The sequence below is a fragment of the Pseudomonas sp. FG47 genome, from assembly GCF_057809115.1.
Map to the genome: position 1 here is coordinate 1 of NZ_JBMDJI010000013.1, position 13,623 is coordinate 13,623.

Consider the following 13,623-nt stretch of genomic DNA (forward strand, 5'->3'; position numbering starts at 1 on the left):
CTTGCGTGGCCGGCGGGATCTCCATTGGCGAAAAGGGCGACGATTCCCGTATGACCTGATCAACAGAGAGACATCCTCATGTCCAAGGACCAACCCGCCTCCGTGCAACCGGCGCGCCGGGCGTTCCTGCGCCAATCCCTGACCCTGATCCCGGTGGCGACCCTCGCCAGCACCGGACTGGGCGGTGCAGTGCTCGCCGACAGCGCCACCCCGACACCCGCTGAACCGGCCCGGCCGGTTACCGCGCGCGCCTACCAGCCGACCTTCTTCACCCAGGAGGAGTGGGCCTTCGTCAGCGCCGCCGTGGCCGTGCTCATCCCCACTGATGCCCTGGGCGCGGGTGCGGCCGATGCCGGCGTGCCCGAGTTCATCGACCGCCAGCTCAACACCCGCTACGGCAGTGGCGGGCTGTGGTACATGCAGGGGCCATTCCACCCCGACGCCCCCAGCGAGCTGGGCTACCAGCTCAAGCTCAACCCCCAGGAAATCTACCGGCTGGGCATCGCCGAGACCGACGCCTGGTGCAAGGCGCAGTTCGGCAAGGCGTTCGCCCAGCTCGATCTTGCGCGCCAGCAGCAGGTACTGGAGGCCCTGGACGGCGGTACGGCGACATTTGCCTCGCTGCCGGCGGCCACCTTCTTCAACATGCTCTGGCTCAACACCCGCGAAGGCTTTTTCAGTGATCCGCTGCACGGCGGCAACCAGGGGTTGGTCGGCTGGAAGCTGGTGGGCTTCCCCGGCGCTCGCGCCGATTTCATGGACTGGGTGGAGCGCGACGAGCGTTATCCGTTCCCGTCGGTCTCCATCAGCGGCGAGCGGGGGTAAGCATGAGCCAGATGAAAAAAGTCGATGTAGTCATCGTCGGGTTCGGCTGGGCCGGGGCGATCATGGCCAAGGAGCTGACAGAGGCCGGCCTGCAGGTGGTTGCCCTGGAGCGAGGCCCGGCCCGGGACACCTACCCGGATGGCGTCTACCCGCAGACCATGGACGAGCTGACCTACAACTCGCGCAAGAAGCTGTTCATGGACATCTCCCGCGAGACCGTGACCCTGCGCCACAGCGTCAACGACGTGGCCGTGCCGTATCGCCAGTTCGGCGCCTTCCTGCCCGGCACCGGCACGGGTGGGGCGGGGCTGCACTGGTCCGGCGTGCATTTTCGCGTCGACCCGGTGGAGCTGCGCCTGCGCAGCCACTACGAGGAGCGCTACGGCAAGGCCTTCATCCCCGAAGGCATGACCATCCAGGACTTCGGCGTGAGCTACGAAGAGCTCGAGCCGTACTTCGATTTCGCCGAGAAGGTGTTCGGCACCTCCGGCACGGCCTGGTCGATCAAGGGCCAGGTGGTGGGCCGCGACAAGGGCGGCAACCCGTTTGCCGCCGACCGCTCCAGCGACTTCCCGCTGGTGGCGCAGAAGAACACCGTGTCGGCGCAACTGTTCGAGAAGGCCGCCCGTGAAGTCGGCTATCACCCCTACAACCTGCCGTCGGCCAACACCTCCGGGCCTTACACCAACCCGTACGGCGCGCAGATGGGACCGTGCAACTTCTGTGGTTACTGCAGCGGCTATGCCTGCTACATGTACTCCAAGGCCTCGCCCAACGTGAACATCCTGCCGGCCCTGCGCCAGGTGCCCAACTTCGAGTTGCGCAACAATGCCCATGTGCTGCGGGTCAACCTGACCGAGGACAAACGCCTGGCCACCGGCGTGACCTATGTCGACAGCCAGGGGCGCGAGGTCGAGCAACCGGCCGACCTGGTGATCCTCGGCGCCTTCCAGTACAACAACGTGCGCCTGATGCTGCTCTCGGGCATCGGCAAGCCTTACGATCCGGTCAGCAACCAAGGCGTGGTGGGGCGCAACTTCGCCTACCAGAACATCTCCACCGTGACCGCGTTCTTCGACCGCGACAGCCACCACACCAACCCCTTCATCGGTGCCGGCGGCAACGGTGTGGCGGTAGACGATTTCAATGCCGATAACTTCGACCATGGCCCCCACGGTTTCGTCGGCGGCTCGCCGTTCTGGGTCAACCAGGCGGGCGCCAAGCCGATCTCCGGCACCAAGGTGCCGCCGGGCACGCCGAAATGGGGCAGTGGCTGGAAGGCCGCGGTGGCCGACAGCTACCGGCACATGCTGTCGATGGACGCCCACGGCGCGCACCAGTCCTACCGCGACAACTACCTCGACCTGGACCCGGTGTACAAGGACGCCTACGGCCAGCCGTTGCTGCGCATGACCTTCGACTGGAAAGACAACGACGTGAAGATGAACCGCTTCATGGTCGAGCGCATGGGCAAGATCGCCGAGGCCATGGGGCCCAAGGCGATCAGCGCGGGCAAAAAGGCCTTCGGCCAGCACTTCGATGCCTCCACCTACCAGACCACTCACCTCAATGGCGGCGCAATCATGGGCACCGACCCGAAGACCAGCGCGCTCAACCGCTACCTGCAATGCTGGGACGTGCACAACGTGTTCGTGCCTGGCGCCTCGGCCTTCCCCCAGGGCCTGGGCTACAACCCCACCGGGCTGGTGGCGGCGTTGACCTACTGGTCGGCGCGGGCGATCCGCGAACGCTATCTTAAGAACCCCGGCCCACTGGTGCAGGCATGAGGAGGCCGGTCATGAAACTCAAGACACTGTTCATCGCCATGCTCGGCCTGGGTGCGAGCACCTTGCTGCACGCCGCCGACGGCGTCGATCCAGCCTTGGTCAAGCAGGGCGAGTACCTGGCCCGTGCCGGCGACTGCGTGGCCTGCCACACCGCCAAGGGCGGCAAGCCGTTCGCCGGCGGGCTGCCGATGGAAACACCCATCGGCACCCTGTACTCGACCAATATCACCCCGCACGCCAGCGGCATCGGCCAGTACCGCTACGAAGACTTCGAGCGCGCCGTGCGCCAGGGCATCGGCAAGGATGGCAGCACGCTGTATCCGGCCATGCCATACCCGTCCTATGCCCGGGTCAGCGATCAGGACATGCAGGCGCTGTATGCCTACTTCATGCACGGCGTGCAGCCGGTGGCGCAGCAGAACAAGGCCAGCGACATCCCTTGGCCATTGAGCATGCGCTGGCCGCTGGCGTTCTGGCGTGGGTTGTTCGCGCCCGAGGTCAAGCCGTTCGAGGCTGCAGGGCGTGATCCGGTGGTGGCGCGAGGTGCCTACCTGGTCGAAGGGCTGGGCCATTGCGGGGCCTGTCATACGCCACGGGCGATCACCATGCAGGAAAAGGCGTTGGATACCACCGACGGCGATGCCTTCCTGGCCGGCAGCGCACCGCTGGAGGGCTGGATCGCCAAGAGCCTGCGCGGCGACCACAAGGACGGCCTGGGCAGTTGGAACGAGGCGCAGATCGTCGCCTTCCTCAAGACCGGCCGCAACGAGCGCACCGCGGTGTTCGGCGGCATGAGCGACGTGGTCGAGCACAGCATGCAGTACATGAGCGATGCCGACCTGACGGCCATTGCCCGCTACCTGAAGACCTTGCCGCCGAGCAACCCGGACGACCAGCCGTTCCAGGCGGACCCCAGCGTGGCCCAGGCGCTGTGGCAAGGCAATGACCGCAAGACGGGCGCGGCGTTGTACGTGGACAACTGCGGGGCTTGCCACCGTACCGACGGCCAGGGCTATGCCCGGGTGTTCCCGGCGCTGGCGGGCAATCCGGTGGTGCAGGGGCAGGATGCCACCTCGCTGATCCACATCGTGCTGGAAGGCGCGACCCTGCCGGCCACGGCGAGCGCGCCGTCGACGTTCAGCATGCCCGGCTTCGGCTGGCGGCTGTCGGACCAGCAGGTGGCCGATGTGGTCAACTTCATTCGCAGCAGCTGGGGCAACCAGGCCGCGGCGGTGACCGCGGGGCAGGTGGCGGCGCTGCGCAAGGCGGCACCGGTGCCGCTCAAGGCGCAGACGCTGATCGGCGATACCACGGGGATTACCGAGCCTTGATCGACAGGCCCGATTGACCGGGAGGTGTTGTGGGAGGGGGCTTGCCCCGCGATGGCCGCTTGGCCAGATCGCGGGGCAAGCCCGCTCCCACCGGTTGCCGATTACGCCGCTGAATACCTCGAAATCACTTCAACATGTTCTAATAAATTACATTTCATATAGCTCATAACCATTTGAATTATATGAATTATTTTTTAGAAACTGCGTGCTGGGTACATTGCTCGTAATACGTCTGCTTGATCGCCGCCGGCTTCAGCCGCGAGCGGCTGTTGTACGTCTGCTCGGTGATCCCGAACGCCGTCATGCGCATCCATGGCTTGGCGAACTTGCGTACCTGCAGCTTCTTGCGCGTGGCGTACAGGGTCACCCCGGAAAGCTTGGCCTGTTGCGCCTCGGCGGCGATCTGCGCGCCCCAGCCGCACACCTGGCGATCGTTCTGGCTCAGGGCCCGGGCCTGGGCGCCGAAGGCGGTCGTGGCCAGCAGGCAGCCAGCCACGGTTGCTAGAATTACGCGCATGTTGCTGTCCTAAGCATCTGAAGGAAAACGAAGTTTGCCCGCGCTTTCGACGCCTGGGGGCCAGCAGTTTGCCGTCAGGCGATGGCCATTTGCAGACCATCGCGGCTGTGCGCGCGCAGCGATTGCAGGGCCAGGGCTGCAACCCACAACACGCTGATGCCGTAGTTGAGGCGCTGGTACAGGCCGAACAGTTCACCGCCTTGCGCGGCCTTGGCCATCAGCACCACGGTGATCATCGCCAGCACCGAGCACAGCAGTGACCACCTTCCCAGCCACGGGGAGCCTGCCACACGTTTGCCCAGCCAGATCCACAACACGCTGGCCAGGGTCAGCGAGAGGAACATCAGCAGGCCGCTGAGGTTGTGCATCTGTTGCGAGAACGACGGCTCCAGCGGCGCGCAGCCCTGGTCGCAGGGGAACCAGCCGGTACCCAGGCTGCCGACAGCGTGCAACAGCACCAGCCCCGCGCTCGACTGAGCCAGCCCCGAGTAGCGCCAGCGCCGCGCCAGGCCCCAGGCGAACAGGCCGAAGAGCAACGCCAGCGGGAAGTTGTTGACCCAGGGCGAGAGGCCATGGGTCGGCGCGCCGACCGCGCCGAGCTGGCTCATGGCCTGCTGCAGATGGTCGTAGCCGGGATAGGCCAGGGCGGTCAGGCCAACGCCCGACAGCAGCCAGAGCGGAATGAGCAGGCCTGTGGCGAGCAGCAGGCGATCGAACGTCTTCATGCGGTTTCCTTCCTTGGAGAGAGCAGGTCGCAGCCTACAGCGCGGGCATGACCGATGGCCAGGCTCAATCGCCAACGAGCAGCATCACCAACAGTACGCAGGCCAGCAGCGCCAGGTAGGCCCGGGCATGCACATGGTCGGGGATGCGCCCCAGCAAGGGCGCGGCCAGGTGCATGCCCAACCAGGCGCCGACCGTCATCACCAGCGCGGCGCGCAGGTCGATCAGCCCGAGCAGGCCGGCGCCAAGGTCAGCCTGACTACTTGGCACCAGGGCATAGACCAGCGTGGCCGCCAGGGCCATGGGCAGCGACAACGGATTGGCCATGGCGGTGGCGGTGCGCATGCTGGCGCCGCGGCGGCGCATCAGTGGCACGGTCATCACGCTGCCACCCACGCCCAGCAGCGCCGCCAGCGCGCCGATGGGCAGGCCGGCCAGGGTCGCGCCGGCACGGCTCATTCCAGCCAGTGCCTGCCCGCCTGTGCGGACGAAGCCCGGGCGCAGCCAGGCATCGAGCAGGCTGAGCAGGAGATAGGCGATGAACAACCCGCGCAGCCAGGCGCTGGTCACGTACAGGGCGGCCCAGGCGCCGAGCAGGGCGCCGACGGCAATGGCCGGCGCCAGGGGGCGTACCAGGTCCCAGCGCAGGCTGCCTGCGCGGTGGTGGCGCCAGGTGGCCAGGGCGCTGCTGAAGATCATCAGCGTGGCCGAGGTGGCCACGGCGATCTGCATGGCATGCTCCGCCACGGCCGTGCCGGCGCCGTGGCTGGTGAGCAGCAGGGCATAGAGCAGCGGCACGGCGAAGAACCCGCCGCCGAAGCCGAACAGCAAGGTGGTGACGCCGGCACACAGGCCGAACAGGCCAAGCAGGGGGTAGAGCATGGGAACAGCCTCAGGGCCAGGACAGGGGCTCTCAGCGTAGGTGCCTGCCCCTTGGCTGGCTTGCGCCAGTTGGCCAATAATCATCGCATCACGGCCAGAGCCTGCTGTCATGCGCAATGTTCCCCTGTCCCAGATCGATGCCACCCCCCGTGCGGTACTGGCCATCGCTACCGATTACCCGCCCGACACCCTGTTGCCCAGGCATGTCCATCGCCGGGCGCAATTTCTTTATGGGATGAGCGGGCTGATGGAGGTGCTGACCGACGATGGCGCCTGGGTCATTCCACCCGGCAGCGGCGTGTGGATTCCTCCCGGCAAGCCGCACCAGGTACGCATGCGCGGCGTGAGTACCCGCAGCCTGTACATCGAGCCGACAGCGCTGCCCCGCTCAGGGCCGCTATGCGAGGCATTGCGCGTCGAACCGCTGCTGCACCAGCTGTTGCTTGCCAGCGCCGAAGTGCCGGCCCTGCATGACGAGGCGGGGCGCGACGGCCTGCTGCTGGGGCTGCTGTTGCACGAGCTGGGCCAGGCCGAGCGCCTGCCGCTGTTCGCGCCGATGCCGAGGGAGCCACGTTTGGCGGCCCTGTGCCAGGCGTTCCTGGCGCAGCCGTTGATCCATGCCCGCGCCGAGGCCTGGGCCCGTCAACTCAACTGCAGCCCGCGCACCTTCAGCCGGCGTTTTCGCGAGCAGACCGGACTGTCGTTTGGCCAATGGCGCCAGCAGGCCTGCCTGATGGCAGCGGTGACCCGCCTGGCGGCGGGCGAGGCGGTGACGGCCATCGCCCTGGACTTGGGCTACGAGAGCCCCAGCGCATTTTCCAGTTTGTACCGCAAGGTCATGGGTCACACGCCCTCGGCGGCGCGCCAGGGCGCATGAAAACCCGCCCGGACGTATGTGATCGTACAACTGCTTGCGCTATCATCGCGCCTGTCTTCCACAACCAGACAGACAGGGCATGACAGAGCAGCAGGTACAGGCACGGGCCCGGCGCAAGCCACGCAGTCTGGCCCAGGAACTGGTCACGGTGCTGACCGAGCGCATTCGCAGCGGCCAGCTCAAGCGCGGCGACAAGCTGCCCACCGAATCGCAGATCATGGCCGAGGAGGGGGTCAGCCGCACCGTGGTGCGTGAGGCCATTTCGCGGCTGCAGGCCGCAGGCCAGGTAGAGACCCGCCACGGTATCGGCACCTTCGTGCTGGACACCCCAAGCACCGGGGGTTTTCGTATCGACCCGGCGACCATCGTCACCCTGCGCGAGGTGCTGGCGGTGCTGGAGTTGCGCATTGCCCTGGAGATCGAGTCGGCGGGCCTGGCGGCCGAGCGTCGCAGCGACGAGCAACTGGCCGGCATGCGCGCCGCGCTGGACGAGCTCAACGAGGGCGCGGCCCATGCCTCGGATGCGGTGTCGGCGGACTTCCAGTTCCACCTGCGCATCGCCCAGGCCAGCGGCAATCACTACTTCGCCGACATCATCAATCACCTGGGCACCAGCATCATCCCGCGTACCCGGCTCAACTCGGCGCGCCTGGCCCATGACGACCAGGCGCATTACATGAGCCGGTTGATGCACGAGCACGAGGCGATCTACGAGGCTATCGCCCGGCGCGACAGCGAAGGCGCCAAGATGGCCATGCGCATGCACCTGAGCAACAGCCGCGAACGCCTGCGCCAGGCCCATGAAGAGGCCGAGGCGCAGCGGGGCTGATCACGTTGGTAGGGGCCGAAAAGCGGCCCCCTATGACGCTTTCAGGGCGCTCAAATCGCCCTGTCGGACCACTGCCCATTAACCAGGCGCCGCACGCCCAGTGGGTTACCGTCGCGCAACGCCTCCGGCAGCAAAGCCTGCGGGTAGTTCTGGTAGCACACCGGCCGCAGGAAGCGATCGATCGCCAGCGTTCCCACCGAAGTGCCACGGGCATCCGAGGTCGCCGGGTAAGGCCCGCCATGGACCATGGCGTCGCACACCTCGACGCCGGTCGGGTAGCCATTGACCAGGATGCGCCCGACCTTCTCTTCGAGCAGCGGCACCAGCCAGGCAAAGGCCTCGAGGTCGTCCGGCTCGCCGATCAGCGTGGCGGTGAGCTGGCCGCGCAGGCCGAGCAGGGCGGCGCGCAACTGCGCCTCGTCGGCGACCTCCACGGCCACCGTGGCCGGGCCGAACACCTCCTCCTGCAGCAGCGGGTCGGCCTCTGCCAGCAGGCGGGCATCGGCCTTGAACAGCTGGGCGCGGGCCTGATCGCCTTGCTGCGGCTGCCCCGCCAGATGCTGGATGCCGGCGTGGGCCTGCAGATGCTCCAGGCCGCCGACATAACTGCGCAGGCCGCCGGCATTGAGCAACGTCTGGCCGGCCTGCTGATCCAGGTGTCGGCCCAACTCGCCCAGCAGTTGGCTGAAACCTGGGGACTGCAAGCCGATCACCATCCCGGGATTGGTGCAGAACTGGCCGGCGCCCAGGCACACCGAGCCTGCCAGTTCGCGGGCGATGGCCTCGCCGCGCTTGGCCAGGGCGCCGGGCAGGACGATCACCGGGTTGATGCTGGACATTTCGGCGAACACCGGAATTGGTTGCGGCCGCTCGGCGGCCATGCGGCACAGCGCGTCGCCGCCCTTCAGCGAGCCGGTGAAACCGACGGCCTGGATGGCCGGGTGCTTGACCAGCCATTCGCCGACACCACCGCCGAACACCATGTTGAACACGCCCTTGGGCATGCCGGTGCGGTCGGCGGCGCGCAGGATGGCGCAGGCCACCAGGTCGGCGGTGGCCATATGGCCGCTGTGGGCCTTGAACACCACCGGGCAGCCGGCGGCCAGGGCCGCGGCGGTGTCGCCACCGGCGGTGGAGAACGCCAGCGGGAAGTTACTGGCACCGAACACCGCCACCGGGCCGACCCCGATGCGCATCTGGCGGATGTCCACCCGTGGCAGCGGCTGGCGCTCGGGCAGCGCCAGGTCGATGCGCGCACCGAGGTAGTCACCGCGACGCAGCACCTGGGCGAACAGGCGCATCTGGCCGCTGGTGCGGCCGCGCTCGCCCTGGATGCGCGCGGCGGGCAGGGCGGTTTCACGGCAGACAATGGCGACGAAGTGGTCGTCGAGTTCGTCCAGTTCGGCGGCGATGGCTTCGAGGAACTCGGCGCGGCGGGCCGGGGGCAGTTGGCGGAACGCGCTGAAGGCGTCGGCGGCGGCGCGGGCGGCGCGGTCGACTTCGCCCTCGGTGGCCTGGGCGAAGCTGTAGGGCAGGGCTTCGCCGCTGGTGGCGTCGAGGCTGTGCAGGCGTTGCGGGCCAAGGGCGCTGCGCTGGCCGGCGATGAAGTTGTGGCCGAGGATTTCGGGCATGGAATGCTCCTGTAGATGAATGGCTGGGTTCAGGGCCTGGGCGAGTGCTACGCACTCGTTTCGCCGGCAAGCCGGCTCCCACAGGGGGCGTGTTGTCGGCGAAGGGCCCAGGCACGCTTCGTCAGGTGATGGGGGCCGGATTGAACAGGGTGATGTCGTTGTGCAGCCGGTGTTGTTCGGCCCAGGTCTGCCTGCGGCCGCTGGCCACGTCCAGGTAGTAATGGAACAGCTCCCAGCCCAGCTCCTCGATGCTCGCCCGGCCGCTGGCGATGCGCCCGGCGTCGATGTCGATGAGGTCCGGCCAGCGCTGGGCCAGCTCGCTGCGGGTGCACACCTTGACCACCGGCGCCATGGCCAGGCCATAGGGCGTGCCGCGACCAGTGGTGAACACATGCAGGTTCATCCCGGCCGCCAGTTGCAAGGTGCCGCAGACGAAGTCGCTGGCCGGGGTGGCGCAGAAGATCAGGCCCTTGCGCGTTACCCGCTCGCCGGGCCCGAGCACGCCCTGGATCGCGCCGCTGCCGGACTTGACGATCGAGCCCAGGGCTTTTTCTACGATGTTGGACAAACCGCCTTTCTTGTTGCCCGGCGTGGTGTTGGCGCTGCGATCGGCGGCGCCCTGCTGCAGGTAGCGGTCGTACCAGTCCATTTCGCGCACCAATGCTTCGGCGACCTCCGGCGTTTCGGCCCGGGAGGTGAGCATGTAGATGGCGTCGCGCACCTCGGTAACTTCCGAGAACAGCACCGTCGCGCCCGCGCGCACCAACAGGTCGGCGGCATAGCCCAGCGCCGGGTTGGCGGTGATGCCGGAGAAGGCGTCGCTGCCGCCGCACTGCATGCCGAGGATCAGTTCGCTGGCCGGCACGCTCTCGCGGCGGCGCTGGTCGAGCTTTTTCAGGCGGGTCTCGGCCAGGGCCATGATCTGCTCGATCATCTCGCCGAAGCCCAGCGTCGCATCCTGCAGGCGGTACAGCCACGGCTCGCTGAGGTCCACGGACGGATCGCCGTCGTGCATCACCTGGCCGGCCTGGAGCTTTTCGCAGCCCAGGCTGATGACCAGCGCCTCCCCGCCTAGGTTGGGGTTGCGCGCCAGGTTGCGTACGGTGCGGATCGGGATGTAGGCGTCGCGGGCGTTGATCGCCACGCCGCAGCCGTAGCTGTGGGTGAGGGCGACCACATCGTCGACATTGGGGTAGCGGGGCAGCAATTCGGCGCGTATACGCTTGACCGCGTGGTCGAGCACGCCGGTCACGCACTGCACGGTGGTGGTGATGCCGAGGATGTTGCGGGTGCCGACGCTGCCGTCGGCGTTGCGGTAGCCCTCGAAGCTGAAGCCGTCGAGTGGCGGCAGGGCGGCGGGCACGGCGTCGCAGCGTGGCAGGCTGGCAAGCTCGGGCGCGGCCGGCATCGCCAGTTGATCTTCCTTGACCCAACTGCCCTGGCGCAGGTCTGCCAGGGCATGGCCGATGACCTGGCCATAGCGGCGCACCGCCTCGCCCTTGCGGATGTCCACGGTGGCGACCTTGTGGCTCTGCGGCACGCCCTCGACCAGGGTCAGGCCATCGGCAAAGCGCGCGCCTTCGCCCAGGCCGCCGTCGTTGACCACCACCACGACGTTGTCGTCGGGGTGCAGGCGCACGTAGCGGGGCGACTCGGAATGTTCGATCAACTGCATGGTCAGGCCCTTCTTGTCTTGTCTCTCAGGCGTGGTGCTGTCGCCGGCGCCGTTGGGCGCCGACGTGTCCGGCTTACTGGCGGGCCAGTTCGGCGTCGGGCGCAGGTTCGCGCTTGGGCGGCTCCTTGAGCTCGATGCGCTTGATCGGGCCGACGATCACCAGGTAGCTGAACACCGCCACCAGGGCGTTGGCGCCCACATATACCAGGGCCCATTTGAACGAACCGGTGGCGCTGATGATGTAGCCGATGACGATCGGCGTGGTGATCGAGGCGATGTTGCCGAAGGTGTTGAACAGCCCGCCCGACAGGCCGGCGATCTGCTTGGGCGAGGTGTCGGCGACCACCGCCCAGCCCAGGGCGCCGATGCCCTTGCCGAAGAACGCCAGGGTCATGAAGCCGACCACCATCCACTCGGCCTCGACGTAGTTGCAGAACACCATGGTGGTCGACAGCAGCAGGCCGCAGACGATTGGCAGCTTGCGCGCGAAGGTCAACGAGTTGCCGCGACGCAGCAGCCAGTCCGACAGCACCCCGCCCAGCACCCCGCCGATGAAGCCGCATACCGCCGGCAGTGAGGCGATGAAGCCGGCCTTGAGGATGGTCATGCCGCGCTCCTGCACCAGGTACACCGGGAACCAGGTGAGGAAGAAGTAGGTGATGGCGTTGATGCAGTACTGGCCGAGGTAGACGCCCAGCAGCATGCGGCTGGTCAGCAGCTGCTTGATGTAGCCCCATTTCGGGCCGTCGCCGCCGCGTTTCTGGTCCATGTCCACCAGGCCGCCGTTCTGCTCGATATGCTCGAGTTCGGCCTGGCCGATGCGTGGGTGCTGGCGCGGGTTGTAGATGGTCTTCAGCCACACCGCCGAGAACACGATACCCAGCGCGCCCATGACCACGAACACATGTTCCCAGCCGAAGGTGAAGACGATCCAGCCCATGATCGGGGCGAACAGCGCGGTGGCGAAGTACTGCGCCGAGTTGAAAATCGCCGAGGCGGTGCCGCGCTCCTGGGTGGGGAACCAGGCCGCGACGATCCGCGCGTTGCCGGGAAACGACGGCGCTTCGGCGAAGCCTACCAGGAAGCGCAGGGTGAACAGCGTGACCACCGCCCAGGCCACCGGCAGCCCGCCGACGAAGCCCTGCAGCAGGGTGAACAGCGACCAGGTGAAGATGCTGAAGGCGTAGACGTTCTTCGAGCCGAAGCGGTCGAGCAGCCAGCCGCCGGGGATCTGCCCGGCCACGTAGGCCCAGCCGAAGGCGGAGAAGATGTAGCCGAGGGTGACCGCGTCGATGCCCAGGTCTTTCTGCAGGCTGGAGCCGGCGATGGCGATGGTGGCGCGGTCGGCGTAGTTGATGGTGGTCACCAGGAACAGCATCAACAGGATCAGGTAGCGTACATGCGTCTTTGGCGTCGCTTGCATGCTGGTTACTCCCACTCGTTATTTTTATACGGGGATTGGTTGTAGGCCGGAGCGGGGCGTCCCTGCTCCGGCGGCGGCTTTGGCAGGCCGCGGGGTGCTCGCTTATTGCGGGCCCATCTTGTCCATCAGCGCGGCGAGCATCTCGTACTCCTGCGCGGTGAGGTCGGTCAGCGGCGTGCGCACGGGGCCCGCGTCATGACCGGCGAGCTTCGCCCCGGCCTTGACGATGCTCACTGCGTAACCAGCCTTGCGGTTGCGGATGTCCAGGTACGGCAGGAAGAAGTCGTCGATCAGCTTGGCCACGGTGGCGTGATCGTCGCGGGCGATGGCGTGGTAGAAGTCCATCGCAGTCTTGGGCACGAAGTTGAACACCGCCGACGAATACACCGGCACTCCGAGCGCCTTGTACGCCGCAGCATACACCTCGGCGGTGGGCAGGCCACCCAGGTAGCTGAAACGATCGCCCAGGCGGCGACGAATCGACACCATCAGCTCGATGTCGCCCAGGCCGTCCTTGTAGCCGATCAGGTTCGGGCAGCGCTCGGCCAGGCGTTCCAGCAGGTCGGCGTTCAGCCGGCAGACGTTGCGGTTGTAGACCACCACGCCGATGTTCACCGCCTTGCACACCGCCTCGACATGGGCGGCGACGCCGTCCTGGCTGGCTTCGGTGAGGTAGTGGGGCAGCAGCAGCAGGCCCTTGGCGCCCAGGCGTTCAGCCTCCTTGGCGTATTCGATGGCCTGGCGGGTCGAGCCGCCGACGCCGGCGAGGATCGGTACCGAAGTGGCGCAGGTGTCGACGGCGGTCTTGATCACCTGGCTGTACTCGCTGGCGGCCAGGGAGAAGAACTCGCCGGTGCCACCGGCGGCGAACAGTGCGCTGGCGCCATACGGGGCGAGCCATTCCAGGCGTTTGACATAGCCTGCGGGGTTGAAGTCGCCGGCCGCGTCGAAGTCGGTGACGGGGAACGACAGCAGGCCGTGGGAGAGGATGGATTGCAGTTCTTGTGGATTCATTGTTGTAGGCATCCTGTGGCGCTTGGAAGGAGGAGGTACCAAGGTGAGAGGTAAGTTATCGTACAACTTGTTCTGTGACTAGCCCTGTCCATGGATTTTCTGCGGGGTA

The 13,623-nt window shown here is 67.1% G+C and carries 12 protein-coding genes; 5 read left to right on the top strand and 7 right to left on the bottom strand.

The window, feature by feature from the left end; genetic code table 11:
* The first annotated feature begins 78 nt into the window (after positions 1-78).
* Genes ACODS5_RS12275 through ACODS5_RS12285 form a run of 3 tightly spaced genes read left to right on the top strand, consistent with a single transcriptional unit; the run spans position 79 to position 3,943 of the window.
* A complete protein-coding gene (locus tag ACODS5_RS12275) occupies positions 79-825 on the top strand; it encodes a gluconate 2-dehydrogenase subunit 3 family protein (protein WP_489108786.1) in 747 nt (248 codons plus the stop codon).
* Between the two features lie 11 nt (positions 826-836).
* Positions 837-2,612, top strand: a complete 1,776-nt coding sequence (locus ACODS5_RS12280; protein WP_430944926.1) for a GMC family oxidoreductase — start codon at positions 837-839, stop codon at positions 2,610-2,612.
* An 11-nt stretch (positions 2,613-2,623) separates the two neighbouring features.
* Positions 2,624-3,943: a cytochrome c gene (locus ACODS5_RS12285; RefSeq protein ID WP_134692086.1), complete on the top strand. Its 1,320-nt coding sequence runs from the start codon at positions 2,624-2,626 to the stop codon at positions 3,941-3,943.
* 187 nt (positions 3,944-4,130) lie between these two features.
* Here the strand turns inward: ACODS5_RS12285 and ACODS5_RS12290 are convergent, their stop codons facing one another.
* The 3 genes from ACODS5_RS12290 to ACODS5_RS12300 all read right to left on the bottom strand — a co-directional run bounded on the left by ACODS5_RS12290 (position 4,131) and on the right by ACODS5_RS12300 (position 6,065).
* Positions 4,131-4,460, bottom strand: a complete 330-nt coding sequence (locus ACODS5_RS12290) for a hypothetical protein (RefSeq protein WP_489108787.1) — start codon at positions 4,458-4,460, stop codon at positions 4,131-4,133.
* Between the two features lie 74 nt (positions 4,461-4,534).
* Positions 4,535-5,185: a DUF998 domain-containing protein gene (locus ACODS5_RS12295; RefSeq protein WP_489108788.1), complete on the bottom strand. Its 651-nt coding sequence runs from the start codon at positions 5,183-5,185 to the stop codon at positions 4,535-4,537.
* A 64-nt stretch (positions 5,186-5,249) separates the two neighbouring features.
* The gene (locus ACODS5_RS12300) at positions 5,250-6,065 is read right to left on the bottom strand and encodes a sulfite exporter TauE/SafE family protein (protein ID WP_489108789.1); all 816 of its coding nucleotides are present in this window, start codon (positions 6,063-6,065) and stop codon (positions 5,250-5,252) included.
* A 109-nt stretch (positions 6,066-6,174) separates the two neighbouring features.
* Between ACODS5_RS12300 and ACODS5_RS12305 the strand changes: the two genes are divergently transcribed.
* The gene (locus ACODS5_RS12305) at positions 6,175-6,942 is read left to right on the top strand and encodes an AraC family transcriptional regulator (protein ID WP_134692090.1); all 768 of its coding nucleotides are present in this window, start codon (positions 6,175-6,177) and stop codon (positions 6,940-6,942) included.
* A 79-nt stretch (positions 6,943-7,021) separates the two neighbouring features.
* Positions 7,022-7,771 (top strand): FadR/GntR family transcriptional regulator, encoded by a 750-nt coding sequence (locus ACODS5_RS12310; RefSeq protein WP_134692092.1) that lies wholly within the window; start codon positions 7,022-7,024, stop codon positions 7,769-7,771.
* A 50-nt stretch (positions 7,772-7,821) separates the two neighbouring features.
* On the opposite strand, the gene ACODS5_RS12315 is transcribed toward ACODS5_RS12310, so the two are convergent.
* The 4 genes from ACODS5_RS12315 to kdgD all read right to left on the bottom strand — a co-directional run bounded on the left by ACODS5_RS12315 (position 7,822) and on the right by kdgD (position 13,514).
* Positions 7,822-9,402, bottom strand: coding sequence for an aldehyde dehydrogenase (NADP(+)) (locus tag ACODS5_RS12315; RefSeq protein WP_489108790.1), 1,581 nt, complete (start codon positions 9,400-9,402; stop codon positions 7,822-7,824).
* A 121-nt stretch (positions 9,403-9,523) separates the two neighbouring features.
* The gene (gene garD, locus ACODS5_RS12320; RefSeq protein WP_489108791.1) at positions 9,524-11,077 is read right to left on the bottom strand and encodes a galactarate dehydratase; all 1,554 of its coding nucleotides are present in this window, start codon (positions 11,075-11,077) and stop codon (positions 9,524-9,526) included.
* A 73-nt stretch (positions 11,078-11,150) separates the two neighbouring features.
* Entirely contained in the window at positions 11,151-12,500 is a 1,350-nt protein-coding gene (locus tag ACODS5_RS12325; protein WP_489108792.1) for an MFS transporter, read from the bottom strand.
* Between the two features lie 102 nt (positions 12,501-12,602).
* Entirely contained in the window at positions 12,603-13,514 is a 912-nt protein-coding gene (gene kdgD / locus ACODS5_RS12330) for a 5-dehydro-4-deoxyglucarate dehydratase (RefSeq protein WP_038706239.1), read from the bottom strand.
* Positions 13,515-13,623 lie beyond the last annotated feature (109 nt).

Bases quoted from the DNA above. Each gene is read 5' to 3' on its own strand.
- kdgD (WP_038706239.1), bottom strand. From the start codon at position 13,514: ATGAATCCACAAGAACTGCAATCCATCCTCTCCCACGGCCTGCTGTCG.
- ACODS5_RS12300 (WP_489108789.1), bottom strand. From the start codon at position 6,065: ATGCTCTACCCCCTGCTTGGCCTGTTCGGCCTGTGTGCCGGCGTCACC.
- garD (WP_489108791.1), bottom strand. From the start codon at position 11,077: ATGCAGTTGATCGAACATTCCGAGTCGCCCCGCTACGTGCGCCTGCAC.
- ACODS5_RS12325 (WP_489108792.1), bottom strand. From the start codon at position 12,500: ATGCAAGCGACGCCAAAGACGCATGTACGCTACCTGATCCTGTTGATG.
- ACODS5_RS12290 (WP_489108787.1), bottom strand. From the start codon at position 4,460: ATGCGCGTAATTCTAGCAACCGTGGCTGGCTGCCTGCTGGCCACGACC.
- ACODS5_RS12305 (WP_134692090.1), top strand. From the start codon at position 6,175: ATGCGCAATGTTCCCCTGTCCCAGATCGATGCCACCCCCCGTGCGGTA.
- ACODS5_RS12285 (WP_134692086.1), top strand. From the start codon at position 2,624: ATGAAACTCAAGACACTGTTCATCGCCATGCTCGGCCTGGGTGCGAGC.
- ACODS5_RS12315 (WP_489108790.1), bottom strand. From the start codon at position 9,402: ATGCCCGAAATCCTCGGCCACAACTTCATCGCCGGCCAGCGCAGCGCC.
- ACODS5_RS12280 (WP_430944926.1), top strand. From the start codon at position 837: ATGAAAAAAGTCGATGTAGTCATCGTCGGGTTCGGCTGGGCCGGGGCG.
- ACODS5_RS12275 (WP_489108786.1), top strand. From the start codon at position 79: ATGTCCAAGGACCAACCCGCCTCCGTGCAACCGGCGCGCCGGGCGTTC.
- ACODS5_RS12295 (WP_489108788.1), bottom strand. From the start codon at position 5,185: ATGAAGACGTTCGATCGCCTGCTGCTCGCCACAGGCCTGCTCATTCCG.
- ACODS5_RS12310 (WP_134692092.1), top strand. From the start codon at position 7,022: ATGACAGAGCAGCAGGTACAGGCACGGGCCCGGCGCAAGCCACGCAGT.